Annotated in this window: 25 protein-coding genes and 1 pseudogene; 14 read left to right on the top strand and 12 right to left on the bottom strand. The window is 59.6% G+C overall.

The window, feature by feature from the left end:
• Positions 1–98 precede the first annotated feature (98 nt).
• The 4 genes from OHJ17_RS13130 to OHJ17_RS13145 all read left to right on the top strand — a co-directional run bounded on the left by OHJ17_RS13130 (position 99) and on the right by OHJ17_RS13145 (position 4,565).
• The gene (locus tag OHJ17_RS13130; protein WP_267302311.1) at positions 99–1,247 is read left to right on the top strand and encodes an iron-containing alcohol dehydrogenase; all 1,149 of its coding nucleotides are present in this window, start codon (positions 99–101) and stop codon (positions 1,245–1,247) included.
• A 14-nt stretch (positions 1,248–1,261) separates the two neighbouring features.
• Entirely contained in the window at positions 1,262–2,146 is an 885-nt protein-coding gene (locus OHJ17_RS13135) for a dihydrodipicolinate synthase family protein (protein WP_014907630.1), read from the top strand.
• Between the two features lie 85 nt (positions 2,147–2,231).
• The gene (locus tag OHJ17_RS13140) at positions 2,232–3,182 is read left to right on the top strand and encodes a phosphoglycerate dehydrogenase (RefSeq protein ID WP_025368133.1); all 951 of its coding nucleotides are present in this window, start codon (positions 2,232–2,234) and stop codon (positions 3,180–3,182) included.
• Between the two features lie 63 nt (positions 3,183–3,245).
• Positions 3,246–4,565 carry an MFS transporter gene (locus OHJ17_RS13145; RefSeq protein ID WP_004179768.1) on the top strand — a complete coding sequence of 440 codons (1,320 nt, stop codon included), beginning with the start codon at positions 3,246–3,248 and terminating at the stop codon, positions 4,563–4,565.
• 45 nt (positions 4,566–4,610) lie between these two features.
• Here the strand turns inward: OHJ17_RS13145 and OHJ17_RS13150 are convergent, their stop codons facing one another.
• Positions 4,611–5,405, bottom strand: coding sequence for a PhzF family phenazine biosynthesis protein (locus tag OHJ17_RS13150; RefSeq protein ID WP_032433078.1), 795 nt, complete (start codon positions 5,403–5,405; stop codon positions 4,611–4,613).
• 201 nt (positions 5,406–5,606) lie between these two features.
• Here OHJ17_RS13150 and OHJ17_RS13155 point away from each other — a divergent pair, with 201 nt between their 5' ends.
• Positions 5,607–6,806 (top strand): sugar transporter, encoded by a 1,200-nt coding sequence (locus tag OHJ17_RS13155; protein WP_004205967.1) that lies wholly within the window; start codon positions 5,607–5,609, stop codon positions 6,804–6,806.
• A gap of 67 nt (positions 6,807–6,873) precedes the next feature.
• Here OHJ17_RS13155 and OHJ17_RS13160 read toward each other — a convergent pair whose 3' ends face one another.
• Positions 6,874–7,542: a MarC family NAAT transporter gene (locus OHJ17_RS13160; protein WP_004205969.1), complete on the bottom strand. Its 669-nt coding sequence runs from the start codon at positions 7,540–7,542 to the stop codon at positions 6,874–6,876.
• Between the two features lie 261 nt (positions 7,543–7,803).
• Here OHJ17_RS13160 and marR point away from each other — a divergent pair, with 261 nt between their 5' ends.
• The 3 genes from marR to marB are packed head-to-tail and all read left to right on the top strand — an operon-like array spanning position 7,804 to position 8,892.
• Positions 7,804–8,238: a multiple antibiotic resistance transcriptional regulator MarR gene (gene marR, locus OHJ17_RS13165; RefSeq protein ID WP_017900358.1), complete on the top strand. Its 435-nt coding sequence runs from the start codon at positions 7,804–7,806 to the stop codon at positions 8,236–8,238.
• Between the two features lie 20 nt (positions 8,239–8,258).
• Entirely contained in the window at positions 8,259–8,633 is a 375-nt protein-coding gene (gene marA / locus OHJ17_RS13170; RefSeq protein ID WP_002904397.1) for an MDR efflux pump AcrAB transcriptional activator MarA, read from the top strand.
• A gap of 40 nt (positions 8,634–8,673) precedes the next feature.
• Complete coding sequence (marB, locus tag OHJ17_RS13175; protein ID WP_032433077.1) at positions 8,674–8,892, top strand: multiple antibiotic resistance protein MarB; 219 nt, start codon at positions 8,674–8,676, stop codon at positions 8,890–8,892.
• A 48-nt stretch (positions 8,893–8,940) separates the two neighbouring features.
• Here marB and eamA read toward each other — a convergent pair.
• Positions 8,941–9,840 (bottom strand): annotated as a pseudogene (eamA, locus tag OHJ17_RS13180) (O-acetylserine/cysteine exporter).
• A gap of 195 nt (positions 9,841–10,035) precedes the next feature.
• Between eamA and ydeE the strand changes: the two are divergent.
• Both ydeE and OHJ17_RS13190 read left to right on the top strand, forming a co-directional pair.
• Complete coding sequence (ydeE, locus tag OHJ17_RS13185) at positions 10,036–11,232, top strand: efflux MFS transporter YdeE (RefSeq protein WP_023313140.1); 1,197 nt, start codon at positions 10,036–10,038, stop codon at positions 11,230–11,232.
• 129 nt (positions 11,233–11,361) lie between these two features.
• Positions 11,362–11,844, top strand: a complete 483-nt coding sequence (locus tag OHJ17_RS13190) for a helix-turn-helix domain-containing protein (RefSeq protein ID WP_002904389.1) — start codon at positions 11,362–11,364, stop codon at positions 11,842–11,844.
• Between the two features lie 35 nt (positions 11,845–11,879).
• Here the strand turns inward: OHJ17_RS13190 and urtE are convergent, their stop codons facing one another.
• From urtE to OHJ17_RS13225, 7 genes are all read right to left on the bottom strand, one after another.
• Positions 11,880–12,578 (bottom strand): urea ABC transporter ATP-binding subunit UrtE, encoded by a 699-nt coding sequence (gene urtE / locus OHJ17_RS13195; protein WP_004176246.1) that lies wholly within the window; start codon positions 12,576–12,578, stop codon positions 11,880–11,882.
• A gap of 9 nt (positions 12,579–12,587) precedes the next feature.
• Positions 12,588–13,385 carry an urea ABC transporter ATP-binding protein UrtD gene (gene urtD / locus OHJ17_RS13200; RefSeq protein ID WP_004148342.1) on the bottom strand — a complete coding sequence of 266 codons (798 nt, stop codon included), beginning with the start codon at positions 13,383–13,385 and terminating at the stop codon, positions 12,588–12,590.
• Complete coding sequence (gene urtC / locus OHJ17_RS13205) at positions 13,385–14,458, bottom strand: urea ABC transporter permease subunit UrtC (RefSeq protein ID WP_004176247.1); 1,074 nt, start codon at positions 14,456–14,458, stop codon at positions 13,385–13,387. The genes urtD and urtC overlap by 1 nt, the downstream gene beginning before the upstream one ends.
• On the bottom strand, positions 14,458–16,032 hold the full coding sequence (gene urtB / locus OHJ17_RS13210) for an urea ABC transporter permease subunit UrtB (RefSeq protein ID WP_032433076.1): 1,575 nt from the start codon (positions 16,030–16,032) through the stop codon (positions 14,458–14,460). Before urtB ends, urtC begins: the two co-directional genes overlap by 1 nt.
• A gap of 61 nt (positions 16,033–16,093) precedes the next feature.
• Positions 16,094–17,365 carry an urea ABC transporter substrate-binding protein gene (gene urtA, locus OHJ17_RS13215; protein ID WP_023282557.1) on the bottom strand — a complete coding sequence of 424 codons (1,272 nt, stop codon included), beginning with the start codon at positions 17,363–17,365 and terminating at the stop codon, positions 16,094–16,096.
• A gap of 171 nt (positions 17,366–17,536) precedes the next feature.
• Positions 17,537–18,640: a cobalamin-independent methionine synthase II family protein gene (locus OHJ17_RS13220; RefSeq protein WP_032433074.1), complete on the bottom strand. Its 1,104-nt coding sequence runs from the start codon at positions 18,638–18,640 to the stop codon at positions 17,537–17,539.
• 148 nt (positions 18,641–18,788) lie between these two features.
• Complete coding sequence (locus OHJ17_RS13225; protein WP_004214783.1) at positions 18,789–19,187, bottom strand: rhodanese-like domain-containing protein; 399 nt, start codon at positions 19,185–19,187, stop codon at positions 18,789–18,791.
• Positions 19,188–19,254: 67 nt separating this feature from the next.
• Here OHJ17_RS13225 and ftrA point away from each other — a divergent pair, with 67 nt between their 5' ends.
• Both ftrA and OHJ17_RS13235 read left to right on the top strand, forming a co-directional pair.
• Positions 19,255–20,352, top strand: coding sequence for a transcriptional regulator FtrA (gene ftrA / locus OHJ17_RS13230; protein WP_004198831.1), 1,098 nt, complete (start codon positions 19,255–19,257; stop codon positions 20,350–20,352).
• Entirely contained in the window at positions 20,321–20,536 is a 216-nt protein-coding gene (locus OHJ17_RS13235; protein WP_004205985.1) for a DUF4177 domain-containing protein, read from the top strand. Before ftrA ends, OHJ17_RS13235 begins: the two co-directional genes overlap by 32 nt.
• A gap of 52 nt (positions 20,537–20,588) precedes the next feature.
• Here the strand turns inward: OHJ17_RS13235 and OHJ17_RS13240 are convergent, their stop codons facing one another.
• Positions 20,589–21,029 carry a GNAT family N-acetyltransferase gene (locus tag OHJ17_RS13240; protein WP_002904139.1) on the bottom strand — a complete coding sequence of 147 codons (441 nt, stop codon included), beginning with the start codon at positions 21,027–21,029 and terminating at the stop codon, positions 20,589–20,591.
• Between the two features lie 61 nt (positions 21,030–21,090).
• On the opposite strand from OHJ17_RS13240, the gene OHJ17_RS13245 reads away from it, so the two are divergent.
• Positions 21,091–21,288: a hypothetical protein gene (locus tag OHJ17_RS13245; protein WP_002904137.1), complete on the top strand. Its 198-nt coding sequence runs from the start codon at positions 21,091–21,093 to the stop codon at positions 21,286–21,288.
• On the opposite strand, the gene OHJ17_RS13250 is transcribed toward OHJ17_RS13245, so the two are convergent.
• A complete protein-coding gene (locus OHJ17_RS13250; RefSeq protein ID WP_004183956.1) occupies positions 21,285–22,349 on the bottom strand; it encodes a LacI family DNA-binding transcriptional regulator in 1,065 nt (354 codons plus the stop codon). The genes OHJ17_RS13245 and OHJ17_RS13250 overlap by 4 nt on opposite strands.
• 196 nt (positions 22,350–22,545) lie before the next feature.
• Here OHJ17_RS13250 and OHJ17_RS13255 point away from each other — a divergent pair, with 196 nt between their 5' ends.
• A complete protein-coding gene (locus OHJ17_RS13255; RefSeq protein ID WP_032433071.1) occupies positions 22,546–25,653 on the top strand; it encodes a beta-galactosidase in 3,108 nt (1,035 codons plus the stop codon).
• Positions 25,654–25,671: the final 18 nt, after the last annotated feature.

Raw genomic sequence — 25,671 nt, forward strand, 5'->3', positions numbered from 1 at the left:
TTATTAAGCTGCCGTATAAATTATAACTTTTCCCCATCAGACGAGTGGAAAGATTTATGAATGATTGAATTCAATCAATTACTACCAAGGAGAAACGCGTGGCGACGATACACAGCACAATCATCAGCGGGGCTGGCGCCTCATCGGCCCTGCTCCCGCTGCTGGCCGGTAAAACCTCAATCCTGCTGGTGACCGACAAGAACGTCGGGGCGCTGGAGGCAACCCAGGCGATTCATCGCCTGCTGGCGGCTGAAGGGCGTGAAGTTGAGGTCATTGACAGCGTGCCAGCGGAGCCCAACCATCACGATGTTACGCAGATCGTCAGCCAGCTGGGCGCCAGCCAGCCGCAGATGGTCGTTGGTATCGGCGGGGGGAGCGTACTGGATGTAGCAAAACTGCTGTCAGTACTTCTGCACCCTGAGGCGCCCTCGCTGACGTCCCTGCTGGCAGGCGAGCAGCCGCAACGACGAATTTGCTCATTGTTAATCCCGGCTACCGCGGGCACCGGATCCGAAGCGACGCCGAACGCCATTCTGGCGATCCCCGAGCCGCAGACGAAGGTGGGGATCATCTCCCCGGTGCTGCTTCCGGACTATGTCGCCCTGCTGCCGGAGCTGACCACCAGCATGCCGCCCAGCATCGCGGCGTCGACCGGAATCGATGCTCTGTGTCATCTGCTTGAGTGCTTTACCTCCACCGTCGCCAACCCGGTGAGCGATAACGCGGCGTTAATCGGTTTACACAAGCTGGTACGCCATATCGAGCGTTCGGTAAATCAGCCGCAGGATCTGACGGCGAAGCTGGAGATGCTCTGGGCCTCGTGGTACGGCGGCGCAGCGATCAACTATGCCGGCACTCACCTGGTGCATGCGCTCTCCTATCCGCTTGGCGGTACCTGGCACCTGCCGCACGGGGTGGCCAACGCCATTCTGCTGGCGCCCTGCATGCGGGTGGTCCGCCCTCACGCGGTGGCGAAGTTCGCTCAAGTCTGGGACCTGATCCCCGATGCAGATCGCACGCTCAGCGCGGAAGAGAAATCCCATGCGCTGGTCGCATGGCTGGCGGCACTGGTCAAACGACTGCCGCTGCCGGACAACCTGGCCGCGCTAGGCGTGCCTCAGGAGAGTATTTCCGCCCTCAGCGCAGCGGCGCAAAACGTCAAACGCCTGATGAACAATGCCCCATGCAGCGTCAGCCGCGAAGAGATCGCGGCCATCTACCAAACGCTGTATCCAGAACATGCCTAACAGGAGAAAGTTAAATGAGGAAAGCTATTAGCGGCGTACTCACCGCCATTGTCACTCCCTTTACCGCCGAGGGAGCGCTTAACTTGCCGGCGCTACGCCAGCAGGTGCAGCGCCAGCTCGCCGCAGGCAACGGTATTTTCTGCGGCGGCACCAACGGCGAGTTTTTTGTCCTCAATGAGGAAGAGAAGATCGCCATCGCCAGAACCTGCGTGGAAGAGGCGGCCGGTCGCGCGCCGGTGGTGGCCCATATTGGGGAGGTTTCCACCCGGGAGACGCGCCGGCTGGGCCAGCAGATCGCCCGCCTCGGAGTTGACGCGGTATCGGCCATTACCCCGTGGTTCGTGCCCTTGAAGCAGGAAGAGCTGATTAACCACTATACGGCGATCGCCGACGCGCTGAGCGTCCCGCTCTTTCTTTACAACATTCCCGCCCGCACCGGCAACACTATTGCCCCGGAGACCGCGCGCCAGCTGGCCCGCCACGAGAATATCGTCGGCATTAAGGATAGCGCCGGCAGCTACGACAGCCTGAAAGGCTTTCTCGACGCGGTGCGCGATATCGACGGTTTCGACGTTCTGAACGGGCCGGACTCGCTTATCCATCAGGGATTTGTCGACGGCTGCTCGGCCTGCATCTCGGGGCTTGCCAACGTCGCCCCCGCTGAAATTAACGCCATCTGGTCGCGCTTTCACGCCGGGGATATCGCCGGATCGCGCCAGGCCCAGGAGCAGGTAACGGGCCTGCGCACCGATCTGTATAAAGTGGCGTTCTCGCCTGCGGCGGTGAAGAAAGCCCTGCAGCTAATGGGTCACGAGGTGGGCGACAGCCGCTACGCGGTGCAGTTTAGTGACCACCAGCTGCAGCAGATTAAAAATATCATTAACACCTACCTTCACTAATTTACGTATCCGCCCCGGCCATCACTGGCTGGGGCAAGGTCTTGTATTTGCGACGCTCATTGTCGCCAGTAAACAGGAAACGGTTATGAAAGTAATTTGCACCTCGCCCTCATTCGCCAAATACGACGATGCGCCCATTTCGGCACTGAAAGAGGCCGATCTTGAACTGGTCATGTTGCCTGCCGATGCCTCTATAGAGATGCTGGCTCAGCATCTGCCTGATGCCATAGCGATGATTGTCGCCTTCACCGACATCAATGAATCGCTGCTGGCAAAGGCCCCGAGGTTAAAAATTGTCTGCAAACACGGCGTTGGTGTGGATAACATCGATCTTAACGCTACACGTCAGCGCAAAATTTTTGTCACTAACGTTCCTGATGCCAACAAGCATGCGGTGGCCGATTTTGCTTTTGGCTTAATTCTCAATACTGCCCGCCAGATTTATCAGGCAATCAGTGAAACGAAAGCAGGCAACTGGCCTCGTATTTTTGCCACTGATGTATATGGCAAAACCCTGGGGATCGTCGGTTTAGGCCATATCGGTAAGGAAGTGGCGCGACGTGCGCGCGGATTCAATATGCGAGTGCTCGCCACCGACGCCTGGCCAGACAGAGAATTTGCACAACAACACCAGATTGAATATGTCTCACTGGATACCCTGACGGCGCAAAGTGATTTTATTAGCCTGCATACCCCTTTAACCCCGGAAACTGAAAATATGTTTAATGCCGCCCGGCTACAGCAGATGAAATCAGGGGCATTCCTGATCAATGTTTCCAGAGGCGGTATTGTTGATGAACAAGCGTTGTATGAAGCACTAAAATCAGGACACCTCGCCGGAGCCGCAGCTGACGTTTTTCTCGAGGAACCTTGCGCTACGCACCCTTTATTTACCCTGGCGAATTTTGCGCCAACATCTCATATTGCTGGATATACGGATGGCGCAATTAGCAATATTAGCGCGCGCTGCGTCAACAATATTATTACCTGCGTCTGTGGTGGTGAACGACCTGAAAACATTATGAATTCGCTGTAAATAACGAGGTGGGAAGCATGCCATTCCCACCAATATAACGAACATCTACTTAGAGCCGAATATATGAACACGACAGCTAACACTACTCGTATTCGCTGGTGGATAGCCGGGTTAATGTGGTTGGCTATTGCCATCAACTATATCGACCGGACAGTATTATCTGCCGCAGCCCCACATTTAATCGATGAACTGAAACTCGACCCCGAAATGATGGGGTTTATCATGGCTGCTTTTTTTTGGTCATACTCGTTATTACAGATCCCCGCCGGGTGGTTCGCCGATCGTTTTGGTCAGAAAAAAGGTCTTGGTTTAGCCGTCGCCTGGTGGTCAATTGCCACCTCGATGATGGGTGTTGCCACGGGTTTTAAATCACTTCTGGCACTGCGTCTGGCTTTAGGTGTTGGCGAGGCCGCCGCCTACCCCAGCAACGCAGGGATCGCCGCACGCTGGTTTCCGGATAAAGAACGTGCCACCGTATCCGGACTCTTCGATAGTGCGTCCAAATTTGGCGGGGCGATTGCCATGCCGCTTATCGTCTGGATGATCTACACCTTTGACTGGCGACTGACCTTTTTGATTATCGGCAGTGTGGGCATTTTATGGGTTATCGCCTGGTATTTTATCTATGCTGAAAACCCGGAAGAACACAAACGCATCAGTCCTTCAGAAGTGCGTATTATTCGCGATGGCCAAAAACAACATCACGGCGACAAAACTGTATTGCCCATGAAATGGTATAAGCTCTTGCGTTATCGTAACATTTGGGCAATGTGCATCGGCTTTTTTACCATCAATTATACCTCCTATTTTTTTATTACCTGGCTTCCTACTTACCTGGTAAAAGAAAAAGGTATGGATTTTATTAAAATGGGAATGGTAGCCGCTCTGCCTTTATTATGCGGGATGGTGATTGAAGTTTTTGCTGGCTGGGCCTCGGATCGTCTGGTACATAAGAAAGTACTGTCTCTAACAGCGACCCGTAAACTGTTTTTGACTATCGGCTTGCTTATGGCACTTTGTATCGGCTTTGCACCATTTACCGACTCTGTGTTTATGACCGTCTTTCTCTTGTGTGTCGCAAAATCAGGCACGACGGTCGCCGCATCGCAGGTTTGGGCCTTACCGGGTGATGTTGCACCCAAAAATAGCGTCTCAATTGTCGCTGGGCTGCAAAATACGGTTTCGAATATGGGAGGCGCAGTCGGTCCGATCATTACGGGTGCGATCGTTGCTGCGACAGGCTCATTCAACTGGGCACTGATTTTCTCGGCCATTCTTGTCGTTATCGGGATAATCAACTACCTGTTCCTGATGGGTAAAATTGAACCTATCAATGACAAAGGTGGAAAATCACCCGTCCTTAATGCCGCAGAACAACATTAAGTCCAATCCGCCCGGTAGAGGACGCCACCGGGCGTAAACACATTGTTAACCTCGCAGGTAAACCGTTCCGCGCATATAGGTGGTGGCCTGGCCGCTAATCAGCACTCGGTCGCCCTGCCACTGGCAGCGCAGGTCGCCGCCGCGGGCGGAGCCCTGGCGCGCCATCATGGTGGTTTTCCCCAGTTTTTCGCCCCACCAGGGGATCAGCATGCTATGGGCGGAGCCGGTCACCGGATCCTCCGGCACCCCTTCACCCGGGCAGAAGAAGCGGCTGACAAAGTCATACTCCTCATCCGGCGCGCTGACGCAGATCATTTTGCCAAGCGTCTGCAGGCGCGCCATGTCCGGCCGCACCGCTTCAACCTGCTGACGATCCGCCAGCAGCACCAGATAATCGCGCCCTTCACGTACCTCGACGGCGGCCTCGAGTCCTAGCCCGGTCAGCAGATCCGCCGGCGGGTTTTCCACCGGAGAGGTCGACCACGCAGGGAAATCGAGCGTCAGCCAGTCGCCATTACGGGTGACCCGCAGCTCACCAACAAAACGGGTGCTAAAGAGAATCGTCGCCGAAGGATGGTCGAGATATTCGAAAATAACGTGCGCAGCGGCGAGGGTCGCGTGGCCGCAGAGATTGATCTCAGCGAGTGTGGTAAACCAGCGCAGCTCATAGCCCTCGTCGGTACGGACAAAGAAAGCCGTTTCGGATTGATTATGCTGCTGGGCCATTTTCAGGAGCACATCGTCGGCTAACCACTCGCTGAGCGGGCAGACGGCCGCGGCATTGCCGCCAAAGTTTTTATCGCTGAAAGCATCGACCAGATAAAATTGAATTTCCTGCATACCCTGTCCTTACTTTTTTTACTTTCCTTCAACATGACATAAAAGCGCCCCCTTGACACTATCCATAGCAAAATTAATCGCTTAACCGCAGCCAGCCCCTTGCGATGAAATGAGACGCAGATCACAAAATGATTGTCTTTTCGCCAACAATCGTTTTAAGATCAGCGTCACATCTTTCCCTGAATCACCAGTCCAGAGCTTATGACTACGAATACGGTCTCACGCAAGGTAGCGTGGCTACGTGTCGTGACGTTGGCCATCGCCGCGTTTATTTTTAACACCACAGAATTCGCCCCGGTCGGTCTGCTGTCGGATATTGCCGACAGCTTCGGCATGGAAACTGCCCAGGTGGGCATGATGCTGACCATCTACGCATGGGTGGTGGCGTTAATGTCGCTGCCGTTTATGCTGTTGACCAGCAAAGTGGAGCGCCGGCGGTTGCTCATCGGCCTGTTTATTCTGTTTATCGCCAGCCATGTGCTGTCGTTCTTTGCATGGAATTTTGACGTGCTGGTCATCAGCCGCATCGGCATCGCCTTCGCCCATGCGGTGTTCTGGTCGATAACGTCGGCGCTAGCCATCCGCATGGCCCCCCCGGGCAAACGGGCGCAGGCGCTCAGTCTGATCGCCACCGGTACCGCGCTGGCGATGGTGTTTGGGATTCCGATCGGCCGCATCATCGGCCAGTATTTTGGCTGGCGAATGACCTTCCTGGCGATCGGCCTGGGCGCGTTAGCCACCCTGGTCTGCCTGGTGAAACTGCTGCCGACTCTGCCGAGCGAACACTCAGGCTCGCTGAAGAGCCTGCCGGTGCTGTTCCGTCGCCCGGCGCTGGTCAGCGTATACATTCTGACTGTGGTGGTGGTGACCGCACATTATACCGCCTACAGCTATATCGAACCCTTCGTCCAGACGGTGGCGGGTCTGAGCGGCAATTTTGCCACCGTGCTGCTGCTGATCCTCGGCGGGGCCGGGATTATCGGCAGCATTCTGTTCGGCAAGCTCGGTAACCAGCACGCTTCGGGGCTGATAAGCCTCGCCATCGGCCTGCTGCTGGCCTGTCTGCTGCTGCTTCTGCCGGCCTCGCATAACCCGCACCACCTGATGCTGCTCAGCATCTTCTGGGGGGTGGCGATCATGATTATCGGTCTCGGCATGCAGGTGAAAGTGCTGGCCTCCGCCCCGGACGCCACCGACGTCGCCATGTCGCTGTTCTCGGGCATCTTTAATATCGGCATTGGCGCCGGCGCGCTGGTGGGCAGCCAGGTGAGTCTGCATCTCTCTATGGCCTCCATCGGCTATATCGGCGCTATCCCGGCGCTGGCAGGCCTGATCTGGGCCCTGCTGATCTTCCGCCGCTGGCCGGTATCGCTGGAAGAACACCAGCCGCACCACTCTTAATTTAGCCGCAAAAAAAGCCCGCCGGTATCGCTCCGGCGGGCTGTTGTCTCTCTGCGCATCACCGCGGTCAGGGATGCCAGGTCGAAATGATCTCCAGCACGCCATTAATAATAAATTGCACGCCCATGCAGACCAGCAGGAAGCCCATCAGTCGTGAGATGGCCTCAATGCCGCCTTTGCCTACCAGACGCATAATCGCCCCCGAACTGCGCAGGCAACCCCAGAGAATGATCGCCAACAGGGCAAAGATAATCGGCGGCGCCGCCAGCACCACCCACTCCGGGAAGTCCACCCCGTGTTTAACGGTCGAGGCGGAACTAATGATCATCGCGATGGTGCCCGGACCGGCGGTGCTTGGCATCGCCAGCGGCACAAAGGCGATATTGGCGGTCGGCTCATCCTGTAGTTCTTCCGATTTGATCTTCGCTTCCATCGAATCGTGGGCTTTTTGCTGGGGGAACAGCATACGGAAACCGATAAAGGCCACAATCAACCCCCCGGCGATTCGCAGCCCAGGTATTGATATGCCGAATGTATTCATCACCACCTGGCCGGCATACCATGACACCATCAGGATGGCGAAGACATACACCGAGGCCATCAACGCCTGCTTGTTACGCTCGGCGTTGTTCATATTGCCCGCCAGGCCGAGGAACAGCGCCACGGTAGTCAGCGGATTCGCCAGCGGTAAAAGCACCGCCAGGCCGAGCCCTATCGCTTTAAACAAATCGAACATAGTTAAATAAAGTCCCGTAAATATTCATTTTTTAAAGATGGTTTCAGTCCGTGAGTATACCGGCTTCAACAATTCCAACGCCAGCCAGCTGATAAATCACTTTCGACAAAAATTAACAAGCGTTAGAAAATTCACAAACAGTGACACGCGTCGAATTTTTTTATTTTAGCAAATCGTGGCATCGGCTAATTCATAATGTTGACTTATGATTGCCTGGGCAATAGTATCACTCGCAACTAAATCATTGCCTGGGCAACCATCATGAAAAATACCAGCGACCTGTTCAACGAGATGATTCCGCTGGGCCGCTTGATCCAGATGGTTAACCAGAAAAAAGATCGCCTGCTCAACGACTACCTCTCACCCATGGATATTACCGCGACCCAGTTTCGGGTGCTCTGTTCCATTCGTTGCGAGGTATGTATTACCCCCGTTGAGCTGAAAACCGTGCTTTCCGTCGACCCGGGCGCGATGACGCGTATGCTCGACCGCCTGGCGTGTAAAGGCTGGATTGAACGGTTACCCAACCCCGCTGACAAGCGCGGTGTGCTGGTGCAGTTGACGCCAGACGGCGCAGCCCTTTGCGAGCAGTGTCATCAGGTTGTGGGTCAGAAGTTACACCAGGAGTTAACAAAAAATCTGTCGGCGGACGAAGTCGCCATGCTTGAGCAACTCCTCAAGAAGGTCCTGCCGTAAAAATAAGAAGAGGTAAGATGATGTCCAGACGTAATAATGACGCCATCACTATCCATAGTATTTTGTCGTGGATCGAGGATAACCTGGAATCGCCCCTGTCGCTGGAAAAAGTGTCTGAGCGCTCAGGTTACTCCAAGTGGCACCTGCAACGTATGTTTAAGAAAGAGACTGGCCATTCCCTCGGCCAGTACATCCGCAGCCGTAAGCTGACGGAGATTGCGCAAAAGCTCAAGCAGAGCAATGAGCCAATCCTGTACCTGGCGGAACGCTACGGTTTCGAATCGCAGCAGACCTTGACGCGAACATTTAAAAACTATTTTGATGTTCCGCCCCACAAATATCGCATAACGAATGTACCTGGCGAATCCCGCTATCTGCATCCGCTAAATAACTGATGTTAATCGCCTGTAATATCAAAGACGTATTGAGGAAATCATGAAACTATTCGCTGCCGCAGCTATCGTCCTTCTGTCGCTGGCATCCAGCTTCAGCTTTGCGGAGCAAACCACCACGCCGGTGCGTCAAAACCAGCGTGATACAATGATTATCCCTTCCGAACATAATGATTCGCCGTTTGATTTCAATCATATGGCGGCTGGTAATGATAAATCTGACGAACTTGGCGTGCCGTACTACCAGCAGCACGACCTGTGATGCCATTACACGCATAATTGTGTATAGCCCCGTCTCCGGGGCTTTTTTTTATCCGCGCGCCATGCCAGGCCGCACCAAACGTAAGCCAAAGACATTAATGTAGAGCCCGGCCATAATCAGCACCGCCCCGGTGAGCTGCAGTCCGCTCAGCGTCTCCCCGAGCAGCAGCGCAGCGCTGGCCATTCCCACCACCGGCACCAGCAGCGACAGCGGCGCCACCCGCCAGGTTTCATACCGCCCCAGCAGCGATCCCCAGATGCCATAGCCGACGATAGTGGCGATAAACGCCAGATAAAGCAGCGACAGTATCGTCAGCAGATCGATGTGTTACAGACTCGCCAGCATGGTCTGCGGACCATCGATCAACAATGAGGCCAGCATAAACGGCAGCACCGGGATCAGCGCGCTCCAGACCACCAGCGACATGATTGGCGGCCGGCTCGTCTGGGACATGATTTTCTTGTTGAAAATATTGCCGCAGGCCCAGCTGAGCGCCGCCGCGAGGGTCAGCATAAAGCCCACCAGCGGCACATGTTCCCCGCCAAGGCTGCCCTCCACCAGCACCAGCACGCCAAAGATCGCCAGGGCGATCCCCGCCAGCTGCTTGCCCTGCAGACGTTCGCCAAAGACGAAGGCGCCAAGGATGATGGTGAAGAAGGCTTGCGCCTGCAGCACAAGGGAGGCCAGCCCGGCCGGCATACCCAGGCCGATAGCGCAGAACAGAAAGGCGAACTGACCGAAACTTATGGTCAGGCCATAGCCCAGCAGCAGGCGCAGCGGAATAGCTGGCCGGGCGACAAACAGCAGCGCCGGGAAGGCGACCAGCATAAAGCGCAGCCCCGCCAGCATCAGCGGCGGCATATTGTGCAACCCCAGCTTAATCACCACAAAGTTAAGCCCCCACACCACCACTACCAGCAGCGCCAGTAGTCCATCTTTCCTCGTCATACCCCTGCCTCTGTCGTTATTGGAATTTTTGTGAACAAAATCAAAGTAGCGAAAAAGCGGCCGCCGGGATAGATCATTATTTTTGGCAGGCCCGGAAGTGCGCCCGTCGACCGCGATGACCTGTACAAGGCGTAATGACCGTGTTATTTGTGATCGAAGACATAAAATTATAACAACATGACAGGCAAGGAAATCATGATCACCACTCTCCGGCGCTCCACCATCGCGCTGCTGGCATCGTCGTTACTGTTGACTATCGGCCGCGGGGCCACACTGCCGTTTATGACCATCTATCTCACCCGACGCTTTCAGCTGGAGGTGGATGTGATTGGCTATGCCCTGTCGCTGGCGCTGGTGGTTGGGGTGTTGTTCAGCATGGGTTTTGGCATCCTCGCTGACAGGTTCGATAAAAAGCGCTATATGGTGTGGTCAGTGCTGGTGTTCATTCTCGGCTTCAGCGCAATACCGCTGGTCAATAACGCCCTCCTGGTGGTGATCTTCTTTGCGCTGATCAACTGCGCCTACTCGGTCTTTTCCACCGTCCTGAAAGCCTGGTTCGCCGATCGGCTGACGGCAGAGAAAAAAGCGCGCATCTTCTCGCTGAACTACACCATCCTCAACATCGGCTGGACCGTTGGGCCGCCCATCGGCACCCTGCTGGTAATGCACAGTATCAATTTGCCGTTCTGGCTGGCGGCCGCCTGCGCCGCCTTTCCGCTGGTGTTTATTCAGCTGTTTCTTCAGCGGGATGACGCCGCCGCGGCCCAGCCGGGCGCCGCGCCCTGGTCGCCTTCGGTGTTGCTGCGCGACCGGGCGCTGCTGTGGTTTACCTGCTCCGGGCTGCTGGCCTCCTTCGTCGGCGGCGCCTTCGCCTCCTGTCTCTCGCAGTATGTGCTGGTGGTCGCCAGCAGCGATTTCGCCGAGAAAGTGGTGGCCGTGGTGCTGCCGGTCAACGCCGCGGTGGTGGTTGCTCTGCAGTACGCGGTTGGCCGGCGGCTGAGCGCGAGAAATATCCGCCCGCTGATGACCTTCGGCACCGTCTGCTTTGTGATCGGCCTTGTGGGCTTTATGTTCTCTGGCGCCAGCCTGTGGGCGTGGGGGATCTCGGCGGCGATCTTCACCCTCGGGGAAGTGATTTATGCCCCCGGGGAGTATATGCTGATTGACCATATTGCCCCGCCGGGGATGAAGGCCAGCTACTTCTCCGCCCAGTCGCTGGGGTGGCTGGGGGCGGCATTCAACCCGATGCTGACGGGGTTGATCCTCACCCATCTGCCGCACTGGTCGCTTTTTGTCATTCTTATCGTGGCGATTGTCGCCGCCTGGCTGATGATTTTCCGCGGGATCAATGCCCGCCCCTGGCAACCGGATTCTCCGCTGGCCAACGCCTGACGCCAGCTGGCATGCGGCTGTCAGGTTGCTGTCGGGCCGTTGTCGGGTCGCTGTCGTGGTGGCTGGCGGCCCGGTTCACCATACTCCATCACAGGTTTACATCCGCAGAACGTTATGGAGCATACGAATATGAACAGCAACAATCAGGTCAAACAATTACGGCTGCAGCGCGCCTGGTCCCAGGAGCAGTTGGCCGAAATGGCGGGTCTCAGCGTCCGCACGATCCAGCGCATTGAGAATGGCGAACGCCCGGGGCTGGAGACCCTCAGCGCCCTCGCCGCGGTCTTTGAGGTGACGGTGGCCGAGATCGGCGGCGAAGCCCGGCGGGAAGACGCGCCGGGCCAGGAAGCCTCACTGGATCTGCGCATAGAGGAAGCCAAAGCGCGGGTGCATCAGGAGAGCCGCTTTTTCCGTTCGCTGTCGGTGGCGCTGGTGGTTTGCGTGCTGCTGGCGGTGCTTAACCGCTTCACTAATCCACAGTACTACTGGTCCGGCTGGGTCGCCCTGATCTGGGGCGCCCTGCTGGTGGTGAGAGGATTACGCCTGTTCGTGTTCGGCGAATGGATTAAAAACTGGCGCCAGGCGCGCCTGCAGCGGCTGCTGCGCAAATAGGCCGCAAACCGGCGGCGCGACCGCCGCCGGCATGGTCAGATGGTCACCATGGCGCGCACGCCGTCGCTCTCCATATCACCACCCTTGCCTTGCTGGACGATGGCGCCGCGCGACATCACCAGGTAGTGGTCCGCCAGTCCGGCGGCAAAGTCATAGAACTGCTCCACCAGCAGGATCGCCATGTCTCCGCGGCTCGCCAGCTGGCGGATCACCTCGCCAATCTCTTTGATGACCGAGGGCTGGATCCCCTCGGTGGGTTCATCAAGGATCAGCAGCTGTGGGCGGCTGGCCAGCGCGCGGCCAATCGCCAGCTGCTGCTGCTGGCCGCCGGATAAGTCACCGCCTCGCCGCTGCTTCATGGTCCTGAGCACCGGGAAAAGCTGGTAGATCTCCTCCGGCACCTGCTGCGCTTCGCGGGCGGGAAAGCGCGACAGCCCCATCAGCAGGTTTTCTTCCACCGTCAGGCGCGGAAATATCTCGCGCCCCTGGGGGACGTAGGCGACCCCGGCCTGCACCCGCTGGTGCGGTTTGCGATGGGTGATGTTCTGATCCTGCCAGCGTACCTCACCGCTGCGCGCCGGGATCAGCCCCATCAGGCATTTCAGCAGCGTGGTCTTACCGACGCCATTGCGCCCCAGCAGGCAGGTGACTTCGCCCTGGCGGGCGGAAAAATCCACCCCGCGTAAAATATGGCTGCCGCCGTAGTATTGATGTAGCTGACTCACCTGTAACATTGGCGCTCCTTAACGTCCCAGATAAACTTCAATGACCTGCTCATTGGCCTGTACCTCCCGCAGCGATCCCTCCGCCAGCACCTGGCCCTGATGCAGGACCGTCACCCGGTCGGCGATGGTCTCGACAAATCCCATGTCGTGCTCCACCACCATCAGGGAGTGCTGTCCAGCCAGGGTACGAAACAGCTCCGCCGTATACTCCGTTTCCGCATCGGTCATGCCGGCCGCCGGCTCATCAAGCAGCAGCAGATGCGGCTCCTGCACCAGCAGCATGCCGATCTCAAGAAACTGTTTCTGACCATGGGACAACAGACCGGCCTGGCGGTAGCGCTCGCCGTCAAGACGCAACAGGCGCAGCACCTCATTCAGCCGATCGTCCTGTTCGCTGCTTATCCGGGCGCGCAGGCTGGCCCACACCGATTTATCCCCCTTCATCGCCAGGGCGAGATTTTCCGCCACCGTCAGCGCTTCGAAGACCGTCGGCTTCTGAAACTTGCGCCCGATGCCCTGGCGGGCGATGGCCACCGGGTCAAGAGTGGTCAGATCCACCGACTGGTCATAGAGCGCTTTGCCGCTTTGCGGCCGGGTCTTGCCGGTGATCACGTCCATCAGGGTGGTCTTGCCCGCCCCGTTGGGGCCGATCACACAGCGCAGTTCGCCGACGCCTATCGCCAGCGACAGATCCGTCAGCGCCCGGAAACCGTCAAAGCTGACGTTGATGTTCTCCAGCTGCAGCACCGGATCGGTTTGTTCGCGAAAGCGATCGCCGGGCAGCTGGCGGGTAAATAGTCCTTCATCCGGTTGCATTAGCGGTCTCCTCGACGCAGCAGGCCCATCACCCCGCGGGGTAAAAACAGGGTCACAATGATGAAGATGAGGCCGAGAAACAGCTGCCAGTACTCTGGCATCGCCACGGTGAAAATGCTTTTCGCACCGTTGACCAATCCGGCGCCAAGCACCGGGCCAATCAGGGTGCCGCGCCCGCCGAGCGCCACCCAGATGGCGGCCTCGATGGAGTTGGTCGGCGACATTTCGCTGGGGTTGATGATCCCCACCTGCGGGACATATAACGCCCCCGCCAGACCGCAGAGCACCGCCGACAGCGTCCACACCAGCAGCTTGAAGCCGCGCGGGTCGTACCCGCAGAACATCAGCCGGTTTTCGGCGTCACGCACCGCGGTGAGGATCCGGCCAAACTTACTCTGCGCCAGCGCCGAGCCCAGCCACAGGGTCAGCAACAGCAGCAAAACCGTGGCCATAAACAGGCTGGCGCGGGTGCCGGTGGCGGTGACAGGAAAGCCCAGCAGCGTGGTAAAACCGGTGAAGCCGTTATTCCCGCCAAACCCGGTCTCGTTGCGAAAGAACAGCAGCATACCGGCATAGGTCAGGGCCTGGGTCATGATCGAGAAATAGACCCCTTTGATCTTCGAGCGAAAGGCAAACCAGCCGAAAACCAGGGCCAGCAGACCGGGAACCAGCACCACCAGCGCCATCGCCCAGGCGAAATGCTGCGTGCCCCACCAGAACCAGGGCAGCTCGCTCCAGGAGAGAAAAGACATAAACGCCGGCAGACCGTCGCCCGCCGCCTGGCGCATCAGGTACATCCCCATGGCGTACCCGCCGAGGGCAAAGAAGATCCCGTGCCCCAGCGACAGCATGCCCGCATAGCCCCAGACCAGATCCAGCGCCACCGCCACAATGGCGTAGCAGAGGATTTTGCCGCTCAGCGTCAGCAGCCAGCTCGGCACCGCCAGCGGATGGGAGGCCGGCAGCAGCGCCAGGAATGGCATACTCAGCAGCCCCAGCACCAGCAGGATCCCCAGCCAGCGCAGAGGCCGCGGCGCGCGCTGCGCCAGCGTTAAGGTGATTGGTTGGCTCATTAGTCGATAACCCTCCCTTTCAGCGCGAACAGACCCTGCGGTCGTTTCTGAATAAACAGAATAATCATCACCAGGATCAGGATCTTGCCCAGCACCGCGCCCATTTGCGGTTCGAGAATTTTGTTGAAAATGCCCAGCCCAAAGGCCGCCGCCACGCTGCCGGCCAGCTGGCCGACGCCGCCCAGCACCACCACCAGAAACGAGTCGATGATGTATCCCTGACCCAGTTCAGGCCCGACGTTGCCAAGCTGCGACAGCGCCACGCCGCCCAGCCCGGCAATACCGGAGCCGAGGCCAAAGGCCAGCATATCCACCCGCCCGGTAGGCACGCCGCAGCAGGCGGCCATCGCCCGGTTCTGCGTCACGGCGCGGACGTTCATCCCCAGACGGGTGCGGTTCAGGATGAGCCAGGTAAAGCACAGCACCAGCAGGACGAACGCCAGTACCGCCAGCCGGTTCCACGGCAGGATCAGGTTCGGCAGGACCTGCACGCCGCCGGAGAGCCAGGCCGGGTTTGCCACCTCCACGTTCTGCGCGCCAAACAACATCCTCACCAGCTGGATAAGCATCAGGCTGATCCCCCAGGTGGCGAGCAGCGTTTCCAGCGGCCGACCATACAGATGACGAATAATGGTGCGCTCCAGCGCCATGCCGATCCCGGCGGTCACCAGAAACGCCACCGGCAGCGCGACCAGCGGATAAAAGGCCAGCCATTGCGGCGCGAGCTGCGCCAGCGCCTGCTGTACCAGCCAGCAGCTGTAGGCGCCGATCATTAACATCTCGCCATGGGCCATGTTAATCACCCCCAGCAGGCCATAGGTGATCGCCAGCCCCAGCGCGGCCAGCAGCAGCACCGAGCCCAGCGACAGCCCCATAAAGGCCTGGCCCAGCAGATCGCCGAGCAGCAGACGATGTTTGATCTTTTGCAGGCTATCGCTGGCCGCCTCGCGCACCGCCGCATCCGGCTCATGCTGGGCATCGGTAAAGGGGATCAGCAGCGCCTGGGTTTCCGGATCCGCGGAATGGCCGAGCATCGTCACGGCGGCCAGCCGCGCGCTGGCCTCAGGCTGAGTGAGCTGCAGGCGCGCCAGCGCCACCTCCAGCAGACCCCGCACATTATCATCGGTTTCCGCCTGCAGCCGCTGTTGCAGCAGCGCGGCCATGGCCGGAGTCGCTTCCCGCTGTAGCGTTCGTGCGGCGGAAGCTCTCTCCGTGACGTTGTCACTTAAAATAAGGTGGCTGGCCAGCGCGCCGGCAGCCAGATTGCGCAGCCGGTTGGTCAGACGGACCGGCCGGGTTTCGCCCTGCGGCGCGGCGACAGCGCCCAATGGCTGTAATCCGCCCTGTCGGGTGCGGAAAGCATGTTTTCCGTCGTCCATCACCAGGCTCTCGGTGGTCAACGCCCGCAGCAGCGGCAGACGATCCGCCTGCGGCGCTGCCGCCCACTGGGTCAACAGCTGCGCCTGCTGGCTGCGACTGGCGGCAACGAAGTCGTCCGCCTCCGCGGCCTGCGCCCGCCATGGCAGCAAGGTCAGCAGTAGCGCCAACACACTCATGAGACGCAATGCGTTCATGTCGTTCTCCTCTGGTCAGCGGCCGACGGGCGCGACGCTCCCGCCCCGTCGGCCGTGGCGCTTACTGGCTGACGGTTTTCACCGGATGGTCAGGTTTCTTATCATTACCGGGGATCCACGGGCTCCACGGCTGCGCGCGGACGGGCTCATCGGTCTGCCAGACCACGTTGAACTGGCCGTTGCCTTCAATTTCACCGATCATCACCGGCTTATGCAGATGGTGGTTGGTGGCATCCATGGTCAGGGTAAATCCGGACGGCGCTTTGAAGGTCTGCCCGGCCATCGCCTCGCGTACTTTGTTAACATCGGTGGTGCCCGCTTTGGTCACCGCCTGCGCCCACATATGCAGGCCCACCCAGGTCGCTTCCATCGGATCGTTGGTCACCACCGTATCGGCATTCGGCAGCTTGTGCGCTTTGGCATACGCGCGATAATCGGCGACGAAGGCTTTGTTGGTCGGATTATCGACGGATTCAAAGTAGTTCCATGCCGCGAGGTTGCCGACCAGCGGTTTGGTATCGATGCCGCGCAGCTCCTCTTCCCCCACCGAGAAGGCCACCACCGGTACATCGGTCGCTTTCAGACCCTGGTTAGCCAGCTCTTTGTAGAACGGTACGTTGGAATCGCCATTGATGGTGGAGACCACTGCCGTTTTGCCACCGGCGGCGAATTTTTTGATATTGGCGACGATGGTCTGGTAATCGCTGTAGCCGAACGGGGTGTAGACCTCCTCGATATCTTTGTCCTGGATCCCTTTGGCATGCAGAAAGGCGCGGAGGATCTTGTTGGTGGTGCGCGGATAGACGTAGTCCGTCCCCAGCAGAAAGAAACGTTTAGCGCCGCCGCCGTCCTCGCTCAGCAGGTATTCCACCGCCGGGATAGCCTGCTGGTTAGGCGCCGCGCCGGTATAGAAGACGTTGGGGGACATCTCTTCCCCTTCGTACTGCACCGGGTAGAACAGCAGGCCGTTCAGTTCCTCAAACACCGGCAGGACCGATTTACGCGAGACCGACGTCCAGCAGCCAAACACCACCGCCACTTTATCCTGGGCCAGCAGCTGGCGCGCCTTCTCGGCAAACAGCGGCCAGTTGGAGGCCGGGTCGACCACCACCGGCTCCAGTTTCTTGCCCAGCACCCCGCCTTTGGCGTTGATGTCGTCGATGGCCATCAGCGCGACGTCTTTCAGCGGCGTTTCGGAAATCGCCATCGTCCCGGAGAGCGAATGCATGATCCCGACTTTGATGGTGTCGGCGGCATAGGCCTGAAAGGAGAGACCCATAGCCATAACAGAGGCGGAGAGTGCAAAAGCTTTTAATAACGTTCTACGTTGCATGATTCACTCCTGAGTAGCGCAAAAAATAAAGAATTAACAGCTAACCAGAGGTGATAAGGCAAAAAAGGTGCCAGGTTGTGAAAACAGCAGGATGCGGCGCAGGTGGGCGATAGTGGCGAAGAGGATGGCAGCGTTGCCTCATCACGGTGCAACGCTGCGCTAAGAAAGCAATTACCAGACGTCGGCGGCGATGGAGGTCACCAGACGGACCTTTTGCCATTGCTGGTCTTCGCTGAGGGCATTCCCCTCTTCAGTGGAGGCGAAACCGCACTGCGGGCTGAGGCAGATCTGCTCGAGCGGCACGTACTGCGCGGCCTCGGCGAGACGCGCTTTTACCCCTTGCGGATTCTCCAGCTCGCCGTTTTTGGTGGTGATCAGCCCGAGGACCACCTGCTGGTGGCCGGGACGAATAAAGCGCAGCGGCGCGAAATCCCCGGAGCGGTCGTTGTCGTACTCCAGGAATAAGGCATCGACATTAACGCCGCCAAACAACACCTCGGCAACCGGCTCGTAACCGCCTTCCGAGATCCAGGTTGAACGGAAGTTACCCCGGCAGACGTGCAGGCCCACCGTCAGATCGGCCGGCTTACCCTCCAGCGCCTGGTTCAGCACCCGGGCATAAATACGCGCCAGCGCATCCGGATCCTCGCCGCGCTCGCGTACCTGCTGGCGCTGGGCATCGGAGCACAGATAGGCCCACACGGTATCGTCCAGCTGCAGATAGCGGCAGCCGGCGTCATAAAACGCGCGGATGGCGTCGCGCCAGGTGGTGGCCAAATCGTCGAAGTAGTCGCTAAGATCCGGGTAGACCGTGGCATCGATATCTTTCCGCCCGCCGCGGAAGTGCAGCACGCTCGGGCTGGGAATGGTCATCTTCGGCTGCGCGTCGCCGCTGATGCTTTTCAGATAGCGGAAATCCTCCAGCATCGGGTGGTCGCCAAACGCCAGCTTGCCGGTGACGCGAACGCCGTGCGCTTTGGTCTGCACGCCGTTGAACTGGATCCCCTGCTCGGCATCGTAACGTTCAACGCCCTGCAGGCCATCGAAGAAATCGAAATGCCACCATGCGCGACGAAACTCACCGTCGGTGACCACATGCAGGCCGCAGTCGCATTGCTGCTGAACCAGATGACGGATCGCGTTATTCTCAATCTCGCGTAGCTGAGCGGCGTCGATAATCCCCTCAGCCAGCTGCTGACGCGCCTGTTTAATGCTGTCCGGGCGCAAAAAACTGCCGACGATGTCTGCGCGGAACGGGGCCTGTTGACGTTGCATGCTGTCTCCTTAGCGGTGGGCGCGTTAGTTGCCCACCGTGATAGTTCATTATTTGAATTTTTAGACTTCTGGATGGCTATATGTCCAGATACTGGCATGCAGAGTGGTGGGCCGCAAACGAGAATATTTCATGGTACATGAAAAAATTTCATTTACCGGAAACAAACGCATAGCCCTCATCTTCCCAGCCGGTGAGTCCGCCGAGCATCATTTTCACCGGCCGCCCGAGCTCAGCCAGCTTCAGCGCGGCAACGTCAGCGCCGTTGCAGTGCGGCCCGGCGCAGTAGACCACAAAGAGGGTATCCGCCGGCCAGGCGGCCATTCGCTCGGCGGTGATCTGGCTGTGCGGGAGATGCTGCGCGCCTGGCAGGTGACGTCTGGCGAAGGCTTCCTCACTGCCGACCACGTGCAGCAGGACGAAGTCGACCTCGCCGGCACGCTGGGCGCTGTGCACATCGGCGCAGTCGGTCTCAAGATGCAGCTTATGGCTGAACCAGCGGATAGCCTCAGCGGAGGTGGCGGGGGTAAATTGGGTTACTACACTCATGGCGTCTTCTCCTTGTCTGTGATAACACTACTTTACTGACGCCCATCACCCTGATCTGCCGGCAACCATGACAGAAAACGCTAACATTCTGACAACCCCTTCTGTGACACCGTCACGTCATCAGGTGATCGCCCTCGCCTACGATGGCCTGTGCACCTTTGAGTTTGGCGTAGCCGTGGAGATCTTCGGCCTGCCGCGCCCGGAAATGGGCGACAACTGGTACCAGTTCGCCGTCGCCGCCGTCGATGAAGGGCCGCTGTGCGCTACCGGCGGCATCCGCCTGATGACCGACGGCGGTCCTGAACTTCTCGCCCAGGCGGATACGATCGTGGTCCCCGGCTGGCGCGGCGTCGACGCCCCGGTCCCCGAGGCGCTGTGCGCCGCGCTGGCTTCCGCCCACGCCCGCGGATGTCGGATTATTTCTATCTGTTCCGGGGTGTTCGTTCTCGCCGCCGCCGGGCTGCTCAATGGCCGCCAGGCGACAACCCACTGGCGCTACACCGCGGCGCTGCAGTCCCGTTTTCCGCAGATCCAGGTGGTGGAGGACGTCCTTTACGTGGGCGATGCTTTGCTGATGACTTCCGCCGGCAGTGCGGCGGGGATCGACCTTTGTCTGCATCTGGTGCGTGAAGATTTCGGCAGCGAAGCCGCCAACGTCGTCGCCCGCCGCCTGGTCGTCTCTCCCCATCGCGACGGCGGTCAGGCGCAGCAGGTCCTGCGCCCGGTAGCCCGCAGCCGGGAGAGCCTGCGCCTCGGTCAGCTGTTTGACTATCTGCACCAGCATCTTGCCGCCAGCCATACCGTCGCTTCCCTCGCCCAGCGCGCCGGCATGGGGACGCGCACCTTTTTGCGCCGCTTTGAGGAGGCCACCGGTAAAACGCCCGCCCGCTGGCTGCTGGAGGAACGACTGCTGCGCGCCCGCCAGCACCTGACGGAGAGCACGATGGGCATCGATCAGATCGCTGAGCGCTGCGGGTTTGCCAGCGCCGGCACCCTGCGCCACCATTTTCGCCAGCACTTCGCGCTCAGCCCGCTGCAGTACCGTAAACAGTTTACGCCTTCTCCGATTGCAAAATCGTCGCAGCCACGGACAATAGACGGCCACAGTAAACCGGTCGCCAGGAGGGTCGATGATGAAGAAAGAGTGTCGGGTAGTGATCTATAAAGAGGGGCTGCTGGGCAGTCTGTTTTTTGGCGAAGCCAAGGCCGACCCTGACAAAATGAGCCAGTTTCTCAGCAGCTATACCCGTGAGGGATGGGAAGTGAAAACCATGTCGGTGGAGCGCCGCCGTACCGCCCTGTTCTGGTCGCGGGAAGCGTATCTTTTCGTGCTCGAACGCCCCCTCTGACAGCCTGCGCCTGGTTTACACGTTTAAGCCAGGCGTTTCTAAGCGTCACCTTTCAGGGCTGACGGATATAGCCCTGCTCCTGCATTTTCTGCATGCCTTCCTCGCTGGCGCAGACCATGCCGGTAGTCAACATGGCAAAGCCAAAGCGCTGATAAAACGTAATTTTATCGGCCACCGCATAGATAAATATTTTGCCAAAGGGCAGGAGTTGCTCCCGGATGGCCAGCATCAGCTGTTGCCCGTAGCCCTGTCCCTGACGAGCGGGGACGATCGCCACATCCGCCAGATAGCTGCTCCAGGTGCAGTCGCTGATGGCTCGCGCCACGGCAATCAGCTGACCGTTCTCATAGCCAAACCAGCAGAAGGTGCTCTGGCGGAACGCCTGCTCCAGTTGCTGAACATCACGCTCATTCAGCCCGGCCTCGGCGATGATCGTTCGCACTCGCTGCCAGTCCACCCGCACGATCGCCTCTTTACCCTCAATCACCATCATGACCTTGTCTCCCGTCGTCTCCCGGAAGCAAGATCTAGCATGCCGCGGCAGGATATGCCAGATGGAAAGCCGGACTGAAGCAGTCGGTACAGGGTGGAAGGGGCAAAAAAAAAACCGCCATATGACTGGCGGTAAATCAATGCTTGCATGGATAGATTGTGTTTTGCATTTTTCGCAGACAGATAAGCTTTACCTCTCTACGTTTGCTGCCGAAGTTAGCATGCTCAACTTCAATAAAGCCTCAACGACCAGCAGCTAAAGCTTCTCCACCAGCGCTTTCAGCTGCGCCAGGGTCTGCTGCCGGTCCTCCGCGGCGGCGACAGGCCAGGCCGACTGGCGCACGATGAGCCGGGTCGGCAGCAGCTCGCGGATCCGCAGCTGCGGGGCCGCCATCAGGGCAATCAGCCGCTCCACCGCCCTTTTGCCCAACAGATCGAAGTCCTGCGCCACCGTGGTGAGCGGCGGCTGGAAGTAAAGGCTGTCGGCGGTGTCATCGTAGCCGGTCACCGATACCGCCTGGCTGCCGCTGCGATTGAGCTGGGCCAGCGCGCTGAGCACGCCGAGCGCCATCTGATCGTTTGCCACCACTATGGCGCTGATCCGCGGCTGCAGGTGGAGGAGCTCGAAAGTTTTCTGCCAACCGCTGGCGGCGCTCCAGTCGCCAAACACCGTAGTAGAGCGGGCAATATTCAGACTGTGCAACGCCTCGCGCCAGCTGGCGAGACGCAGACGGGCGGAAACCGAACTTTCCGGTCCCGCCAGCAGACCAAATTCGCGATGCCCCAGCTCCCACAGGTGGCGCACGCAGGCCCCGCAGCCGTCGCGGTGGTCGAAGCGCACGCAGCAGACATCGGCCTCCGGGGAGACATCGAGAAACAGGCAGGCCATATCCGGATTGTCTTGCACCAGCCGCTCGGCAGTGGCGCTCTCCAGCGGCAGACTGACGATCACCCCGCGAATATGCTGGGCGCGCAGCTCGTCCAGCCGGGCCTGCAGCGCGACAAAATCAGCCTGCGCCGGCATCGCTATCGCCACTTCCAGCTGATGCAGGCTGGCATGGCTCTTTATCGCGGCGGCGATCTGCGAGGGGGCGTGCAGCGTCAGCGAGGCGGTAATCAGCCCGATGGAGGGCGCCGCTTTGCCGGCAAGCAGCTGCGCCGAGCGGTTAGGCACATAGTGCAGCGCCTGCATCGCGCGGATCACCTGCTCGCGGGTGCGGGCTGACACCACCTCAGGACGGTTCAGCACCCGGGAGACCGTCTGCTGGGACACGCCCGCGGCGCGGGCGACATCCTCCAGGGTTGCGGTACGACGCGGCATCTTTTCTCCTCAGCAATAACAATGTCGTGCGCTAACATTTTATGTTTAACGCGCGACAAAAAACAGCGCTTCGCCCCCGCTTTCGTGATCGTCTGTTAATTTCGATTCCCCCGAGATTGCTGGACAAAACAAATTGCCCGATAACGTTAACCATCCTGTTTAGCGAACGACAATTTCTGACTTACCGGGGTTTAATATGCAAATTAGCGATACCGGCCGCAGCCACATTCCTGACTTTCACGCCGTCCTCGCCCGTGAAGACTGGCAGAACCAGACCATTACCCACCTTAACCGCCTGCCAGCGCATCCCGTTTTCGCCAGCTGGCGCGATGAGCTTGCCGCCCGCGATAACCTACCTTCATCCCGCCGCCGTCAACTGGACGGCGAGTGGCAGTTCTCTTACGCCCGTAGCCCGTTTGCCGTCGATGCGCAGTGGTTGACGCAGGATCTACCGGACTGCCGCGGCACGCCTGTGCCTTCCAACTGGCAGATGGAGGGCTATGACGCGCCGATCTACACCAACGTCCGCTATCCCATCGACACCACCCCACCGCGGGTGCCGGAGGATAACCCGACCGGCTGCTACTCCCTGCACTTTACGGTTGAGGACACATGGCGCGAGAACGGGCAAACGCAGATTATTTTCGATGGCGTCAACTCGGCGTTTCATCTGTGGTGCAATGGCGTGTGGGTCGGCTATTCGCAGGACAGTCGCCTGCCGGCGGCGTTCGATCTCAGCCCCTTTCTGCGTCCGGGCGACAACCGCCTGTGCGTGATGGTCATGCGCTGGAGCGCCGGCAGCTGGCTGGAAGACCAGGATATGTGGCGGATGAGCGGTATTTTCCGCTCGGTATGGCTGCTGAATAAGCCGCAGCAACGGCTATGCGACGTGCAGTTGACGCCAGCCCTTGACGCCCTCTATCGCGACGGCACTCTGCAGGTCCAGGCGACCGTCGAAGCGACTGAGGCGGCGCTTGCCGGGCTCAGCGTCGGGGTTAGCCTGTGGCGCGGCGAGGAGCAGATCGCCGCCGGGCGGCAGCCGTTAGGTACCCCGACGGTGGATGAGCGCGGCCACTACGCGGAACGGGTCGATTTCTCCCTGGCGGTGGCGACGCCGGCGCACTGGAGCGCGGAAACCCCGAACTGTTATCGCGCCGTGGTCACCCTGTGGCGCGGCGACGAACTGCTGGAGGCCGAAGCGTGGGACATCGGTTTTCGCCGCATCGAGATTGCCGATGGCCTGCTGCGTCTCAACGGTAAACCGCTGCTGATCCGCGGCGTTAACCGCCATGAGCATCATCATTTGCGCGGGCAGGTGGTCACCGAGGCGGATATGGTGCAGGACATTCTGTTGATGAAGCAGAACAACTTTAACGCCGTGCGCTGCTCGCACTATCCCAACGCGCCGCGCTGGTATGAGCTGTGCAACCGCTACGGTCTGTACGTGGTCGATGAAGCCAATATTGAAACCCACGGCATGGTGCCGATGAATCGGCTGTCCGACGATCCGGCGTGGCTGCCAGCCTTCAGCGCCCGCGTCACCCGGATGGTACAGAGCAACCGCAACCATCCGTGCATTATCATCTGGTCGCTGGGCAACGAGTCCGGCGGCGGCGGCAACCACGAAGCGCTGTACCACTGGCTGAAACGCAACGATCCGAGCCGTCCGGTGCAGTACGAGGGCGGCGGCGCGGATACTACCGCCACCGATATTATCTGTCCGATGTACGCCCGCGTCGAACGCGACCAGCCGATCCCGGCGGTCCCCAAATGGGGGATCAAAAAATGGATCAGCCTGCCCGGTGAGCAGAGGCCGCTGATCCTTTGCGAGTACGCCCACGCGATGGGCAACAGCCTCGGCAACTTCGCCGATTACTGGCAGGCCTTTCGCGAGTATCCGCGGCTGCAGGGCGGGTTTATCTGGGACTGGGCCGACCAGGCGATCCGCAAAACCTTTGCCGACGGCAGCGTCGGCTGGGCCTATGGCGGCGACTTTGGTGATAAGCCTAACGATCGCCAGTTCTGTATGAACGGTCTGGTGTTTCCCGATCGCACGCCGCATCCGTCGCTGGTGGAGGCGAAGCACGCCCAGCAGTATTTTCAGTTCACGCTGCTGTCGACCTCGCCGCTGCGGGTGCGCATCATCAGCGAATACCTGTTCCGCCCAACCGATAACGAAGTGCTGCGCTGGCAGGTGCAGGCGGCCGGTGAACCCCTGTATCACGGCGACCTGACCCTGGCGCTGCCCCCTGAGGGCAGCGACGAGATAACGCTGCTCGATAGCCTGATCCTGCCTGAAGGCGCCCGCGCGGTGTGGCTGACGCTGGAGGTGACCCAGCCCCAGGCGACCGCCTGGTCAGAAGCGGAGCACCGCGTCGCCTGGCAACAGTTTCCCCTGCCCGCCCCGCTGGCGCTGCCGGCGCCCACCGTGTCTGCCGGCGCTCCGGATCTTATCGTCAGCGATGAGGTCTGGCAGATCCGCGCCGGTTCGCAATGCTGGACCATCGATCGCCGGACGGGTCTGCTGAGCCGCTGGTCGGTTGGCGGTCAGGAGCAGCTGTTGACTCCCCTGCGTGACCAGTTTATTCGCGCGCCGCTCGACAACGACATCGGGGTCAGCGAAGTAGAGCGTATCGACCCCAACGCCTGGGTGGAGCGCTGGAGAAGCGCCGGCCTGTACGATCTTGAGGCGCACTGCGTCCAGTGCGATGCGCAGCGCCTGGCAAATGAAACCCTCGTCGACTGCCGCTGGCACTACCTGCGCGGCGAAGAGGTAGTGATTGTCAGCCACTGGCGCATGCACTTCACTGCTGACGGAACCCTGCGGTTGGCAGTGGACGGCGAACGGGCGGAAACCCTGCCGCCGCTGCCGCGGGTCGGGCTGCACTTCCAGGTGGCGGATCGGCAGGCGCCGGTGAGCTGGCTGGGTCTGGGGCCGCATGAGAACTACCCCGACCGGCGGAGCAGCGCCTGCTTCGCCCGCTGGGAGCAGCCGCTGGCGGCGATGACCACCCCCTACATCTTCCCGACGGAAAACGGCCTGCGCTGTGATACCCAGGCGCTGGACTGGGGGCGCTGGCACATCAGCGGTCATTTCCACTTCTCCGTTCAGCCATGGAGCACCCGTCAGCTGATGGAGACCGACCACTGGCACAAGATGCAGGCCGAAGACGGCGTGTGGATCACCCTCGACGGCCTGCATATGGGGGTGGGAGGCGATGACTCCTGGACCCCCAGCGTGCTGCCGCAGTGGCTCCTGAGCCAAACGCGCTGGCAGTACGAGGTCTCATTGCGTTGCTTTTAATCCGTGGGGGCGACAGCC

This window comes from Klebsiella sp. KP20-425-1, assembly GCF_025813515.1.
GTDB classification, from domain to species: Bacteria; Pseudomonadota; Gammaproteobacteria; order Enterobacterales; family Enterobacteriaceae; genus Klebsiella; species Klebsiella pneumoniae.

Coding starts and splice junctions, on each gene's coding strand:
- marB (WP_032433077.1), top strand. CDS start 8,674: ATGAAACTATTCGCTGCCGCAGCTATCGTCCTTCTGTCGCTGGCATCC.
- urtA (WP_023282557.1), bottom strand. CDS start 17,365: ATGCAACGTAGAACGTTATTAAAAGCTTTTGCACTCTCCGCCTCTGTT.
- marR (WP_017900358.1), top strand. CDS start 7,804: ATGAAAAATACCAGCGACCTGTTCAACGAGATGATTCCGCTGGGCCGC.
- OHJ17_RS13140 (WP_025368133.1), top strand. CDS start 2,232: ATGAAAGTAATTTGCACCTCGCCCTCATTCGCCAAATACGACGATGCG.
- urtB (WP_032433076.1), bottom strand. CDS start 16,032: ATGAACGCATTGCGTCTCATGAGTGTGTTGGCGCTACTGCTGACCTTG.
- OHJ17_RS13155 (WP_004205967.1), top strand. CDS start 5,607: ATGACTACGAATACGGTCTCACGCAAGGTAGCGTGGCTACGTGTCGTG.
- OHJ17_RS13225 (WP_004214783.1), bottom strand. CDS start 19,187: ATGAGTGTAGTAACCCAATTTACCCCCGCCACCTCCGCTGAGGCTATC.
- OHJ17_RS13190 (WP_002904389.1), top strand. CDS start 11,362: ATGAACAGCAACAATCAGGTCAAACAATTACGGCTGCAGCGCGCCTGG.
- OHJ17_RS13245 (WP_002904137.1), top strand. CDS start 21,091: ATGGAAAGCCGGACTGAAGCAGTCGGTACAGGGTGGAAGGGGCAAAAA.
- OHJ17_RS13220 (WP_032433074.1), bottom strand. CDS start 18,640: ATGCAACGTCAACAGGCCCCGTTCCGCGCAGACATCGTCGGCAGTTTT.
- OHJ17_RS13150 (WP_032433078.1), bottom strand. CDS start 5,405: ATGCAGGAAATTCAATTTTATCTGGTCGATGCTTTCAGCGATAAAAAC.
- ydeE (WP_023313140.1), top strand. CDS start 10,036: ATGATCACCACTCTCCGGCGCTCCACCATCGCGCTGCTGGCATCGTCG.
- urtD (WP_004148342.1), bottom strand. CDS start 13,385: ATGCAACCGGATGAAGGACTATTTACCCGCCAGCTGCCCGGCGATCGC.
- urtE (WP_004176246.1), bottom strand. CDS start 12,578: ATGTTACAGGTGAGTCAGCTACATCAATACTACGGCGGCAGCCATATT.
- marA (WP_002904397.1), top strand. CDS start 8,259: ATGTCCAGACGTAATAATGACGCCATCACTATCCATAGTATTTTGTCG.
- OHJ17_RS13250 (WP_004183956.1), bottom strand. CDS start 22,349: ATGCCGCGTCGTACCGCAACCCTGGAGGATGTCGCCCGCGCCGCGGGC.
- OHJ17_RS13135 (WP_014907630.1), top strand. CDS start 1,262: ATGAGGAAAGCTATTAGCGGCGTACTCACCGCCATTGTCACTCCCTTT.
- ftrA (WP_004198831.1), top strand. CDS start 19,255: ATGACAGAAAACGCTAACATTCTGACAACCCCTTCTGTGACACCGTCA.
- OHJ17_RS13145 (WP_004179768.1), top strand. CDS start 3,246: ATGAACACGACAGCTAACACTACTCGTATTCGCTGGTGGATAGCCGGG.
- OHJ17_RS13235 (WP_004205985.1), top strand. CDS start 20,321: ATGAAGAAAGAGTGTCGGGTAGTGATCTATAAAGAGGGGCTGCTGGGC.
- OHJ17_RS13240 (WP_002904139.1), bottom strand. CDS start 21,029: ATGATGGTGATTGAGGGTAAAGAGGCGATCGTGCGGGTGGACTGGCAG.
- OHJ17_RS13160 (WP_004205969.1), bottom strand. CDS start 7,542: ATGTTCGATTTGTTTAAAGCGATAGGGCTCGGCCTGGCGGTGCTTTTA.
- urtC (WP_004176247.1), bottom strand. CDS start 14,458: ATGAGCCAACCAATCACCTTAACGCTGGCGCAGCGCGCGCCGCGGCCT.
- OHJ17_RS13255 (WP_032433071.1), top strand. CDS start 22,546: ATGCAAATTAGCGATACCGGCCGCAGCCACATTCCTGACTTTCACGCC.